We start from the raw sequence: 3,801 nt of genomic DNA on the forward strand, positions 1-3,801 counted from the left end.
TCCGAGTCGGTCGCTCCGCCTGCGGTTCCGTCCGTGCCTGCTGCCTGGCTGTTGGTGGCATTGGTGAGGTTGGCCAGGTAGGAGCCTCCACCCTCGCCCGCAACGCTTGTACCTAAGCCTCCATCGCCTCCACTGCCTCCAAAGCCTCCTGTGCCTCCTGTGCCTCCGTTGCCTCCTGTGCCTCCCGTTCCTCCTGTGCCGCCGCCGCCAAAGGTGCCGCTACTGCTACTAGACGCTCCACCGCCTCCTACCAGGAAGGTGAGGGTCTCGCCGGGGACGACGGCGAAGATGCCGGTGACGAACGCGCCGCCCCCGCCCGTGCCGCCGCCCGCTGCGCCCCAGAGCTTGACGGTTAGCTCCGTGATGCCGCTGGGCACCACAAAGGTCTGGTTGGCTCCGGTATAGCTAAATGCCTGGGTGATGCTCTGGGCACGTGCGGTGCCGGTCGTGAAGGTGAGTGCCGCGAGGGTAAAGGCAGTAAGCGTGGCGAGAGGGCGAGGAGAGCTGAGTTTCATAACGTTGTCGTTTCTTTTTAGTGCGAGCCTAAGGGGAGGCGAGTGTTGCTGACTTATGCCTTAGGTTATATCCGGCAGGTCTGTACAAATTCCATACAAAACAGTAAAGAAGAACCTCTCCTCCGCCTCGTTCCTCGGCACCTCCTCTCCCGGGCGCTCCTTCGTCGCTGGGAAAGGAGGGAGCCCGAGGGTGGATAAGCCCCTTTCCCAGTGAGGTCCGAACGCCCGGGAGAGGGGTTGGGGAGAGGTTATTCGGGGGTTGGGGAGAGGTTTTATATAGCATCCTGTACAATGGGCAAGAATGAAGCAATCTCTGTGACAACCCGATGCGAGGTGCGAGTTCTTGGGCAGCTTGCCGTCACTTTCGCCGACGGGCATGAGCCGGTGACGAAGTTTCGGACGAAGAAGTCTGCTCAGCTCTTGGCCTACCTCGCGCTCCATGCGGGCAAGGCACACGCGCGTGAGTTTCTCCAGGCGAGCATTCAAGAGCGGCTTGGCGACGGGCGCTTCCGCTCCCTCTGGCAGCAAGGCAGCGCTCTCTCCATGACCGAGGCCGTCGCGCTCGCGCTGGCATAAACCCAAAGTTTAGCGGGTTTATGTTTCGCCTCACTGCGGTACAATCTAGCCTGTGAGTTTGCTGATTCCCCTAATTACTTCGGACGATCCCGCGATTCGGGACACCTCTCTGGACACGCTGTGTGCCTCGCTGGACATTGCTGGTTTGCAAGCCGAGTGCGTGGCGCTGGAGCGCTTTCGGCATGAGAGTGAGAGCCTCTATCAGCGCGTTCGGGCGTGCTTCTTTCTCTACGCGATCCATCGCTTTCATCTGCCGACACGCGAGGGCTTTGCGGTGGGCGGGCACCTGCCGTACTCTGGCTATGTCTGCTTGCTGGAGCGGCGCTTTGAGGAGGCGATTGCGGCGTTTCGCAATTCCGAGGCGGCGCAGGGCTCTAGCGATGCGCTCTCCAGCGCCTTGGCAGCAGCCTACCACCGGGTTGCCTTCCAGATTCTCGCCGACCAGGTGCGTAGCTCGGTGCGCTCGGTGCGAGGCAACCAGTGGATGTTCACGGCCAATCACCCGGCGGAGCTACTTCTGCGTGTCCGGCCCGAGCTGACCACACCCGGCCCCGAGGGCGCTCTGCCGATCCTGCGGGAGCAGACTCCGGTGCGCATGGACCTGACGCACTCGGGCTGGAGCGATATTTTCTTTCTGGGGATGGACTACCCCGAGGGCGCACGCGTTCTCAATGTCTCGATTGATCTGGCGGTGCATGGCCGCGACGACACGCCCCGCCCGCCGGTGGAAGCCTATTTCCGTGTGCTAGATGAGCCAGTGCTGCGCCTTGCGAGCGTGGATCTCGGGGCCAGCGTGGAGATCACGGACTTAGATGAGGTCTTTAACTTCGGCAAGGACTACTTAGGACTACTGAAGGCGGGTCTGATCGCCTCGGGCGTGGTGCCGCCGGGGATGGAGGGCTCGGGGACGAAGCTCACGGACTTGCTGGAGCGCCTGGTGGGACCGGGGCATGGCATCGAGCTGGTCTCCAGTGTCAATGGGATTCCCAAGGGGAGCCGCCTCGCCGTCTCGACCAACCTACTGGCTGCGCTGATCTCGGCCTGTATGCGTGCCACGGGCCAAACTCGAACGCTTACCGGCGAGCTGCTCGAAGACGAGCGCCGCTTAGTCGCAGCGCGCGCGATTTTGGGCGAGTGGCTCGGTGGCTCGGGCGGTGGCTGGCAGGACAGTGGGGGAGTCTGGCCGGGCATTAAAGTGATCATGGGCCAGCTCGCCGAGACGGGCGACCCGGAGTTTGGGATCAGCCGGGGGCGCTTGCTCCCCAGCCACACGCTCCTTCCGGCCAGCGACGAGACGCGGCAGGCGCTGCAAGACTCGCTGGTCTTGGTGCACGGTGGGCTCGCACAGAACGTCGGGCCGATCTTGGAGATGGTGACGGAGAAGTACCTGCTGCGTGGCGCGGCGGAGTGGGAGGCGCGTTTAGAGGCGCAGCGCTTCCTAGACGCCATCGTCGGCCATCTAGGCACGGGTAATATCCGCGCGATTGGCAAGCTCACGACCGAGAACTTCTACGGTCCGATCCAGACCATTATCCCGTGGGCGAGCAATCTCTACACCGAGAGCCTGATTGAGGGAATGCGACAAAAATTCGGTGATGAGTTCTGGGGGTTCTGGATGCTGGGTGGCATGGCGGGCGGCGGCATGGGCTTCATGGTGGCACCAAGCCGAAAGTCCGAGGCGCAGAGCTTCCTTCAGACCCTCATGTCGGAGCAAAAAGTTCGTCTGCAGAGTGCCCTGCCGTTTGCGATGGAGCCCGTGGTCTACGACTTTGCCATCAATGACCAGGGCACGATGGGGGAGCTTCTCCCTGGCGAGAGTGCGCCTCTGCCTGCGTCTTACTACGAGCAGACACTTCCAAACTTAGTCCGCCGCGACTCGCGCTCCCTCACGCCTGCCTTGCGCGGTGAACTGCTGGCCATTCGCAGTGCCGCACAAACCCGCCCCGAGCTGGCGAATCTCCCGCTGACGCTTTTTGACCAGCTCTTGCCGACGGCGGTGGTAGAAGACAAGGCCAACTCGCTCACGCAGCTTCTGGCACAGAACGGCTTTGACTCGGTGGAGCACGAGCAGATCCGGCTGGATCTCACCCACGGGCGCATCGGGCTCTCGCAGAATCGCCTGCCCGTACACGCGACCATACGCGATGTCGAGCCCGGCGATGTGCTGGAGCGGGGCGATCATGCGGCGCTGGGCCAAGAGGCGATTGCCAATGGGGAAGTGGCAGTGATTACGCTTGCGGCGGGCGTGGGGAGCCGCTGGACCCAGGGCGCGGGCGTCGTGAAGTCGCTCCATCCCTTTGCACAGCTCGGCGAGAAGCACCGCACGTTTATCGAGATTCATTTAGCCAAGAGCCGCAAGATTAGCCGCGCGTTTGGAGCCGCGATTCCGCATGTCTTCACGACGAGCTACTTAACCCACGCCGCTACGGAAGCGTTCCTAAAGAGCGAGGGCAACTACGGCTACGATGGCCCCGTGGCGCTCTCGCCTGGTCAGTCCATTGGTCTGCGACTCGTGCCGATGGTGCGAGATCTGCGCTTCCACTGGGAGGAGACCATGCAACAAGTGCTCGATGTCCAGCAGCAGAAAGTCCGTGAGTCCGTGCGGGCGGCATTGATTAACTGGGCACAGAGCAAGGGCGAGGGCAGTGACTACACCGACAACCTTCCCGGTCAGTGTCTGCACCCGGTGGGCCACTGGTACGAAGTCCCC

General features: G+C 62.6%; 2 protein-coding genes and 1 pseudogene. 2 read left to right on the plus strand and 1 reads right to left on the minus strand.

Features of this window, described 5'->3' with window-relative positions; genetic code table 11:
* Positions 1-515 (minus strand): annotated as a pseudogene (locus RMO15_RS10185) (hypothetical protein); the annotation flags it as partial.
* 315 nt (positions 516-830) lie between these two features.
* On the opposite strand from RMO15_RS10185, the gene RMO15_RS10190 reads away from it, so the two are divergent.
* Both RMO15_RS10190 and RMO15_RS10195 read left to right on the plus strand, forming a co-directional pair.
* A complete protein-coding gene (locus RMO15_RS10190) occupies positions 831-1,091 on the plus strand; it encodes a hypothetical protein (RefSeq protein ID WP_309711506.1) in 261 nt (86 codons plus the stop codon).
* A 52-nt stretch (positions 1,092-1,143) separates the two neighbouring features.
* On the plus strand, positions 1,144-3,801 hold a 2,658-nt coding region (locus tag RMO15_RS10195; RefSeq protein WP_309711508.1), incomplete at its 3' end, for a hypothetical protein.

The sequence above is a fragment of the Armatimonas sp. genome, assembly GCF_031410135.1.
Classification (GTDB): domain Bacteria; phylum Armatimonadota; class Armatimonadia; order Armatimonadales; family Armatimonadaceae; genus Armatimonas.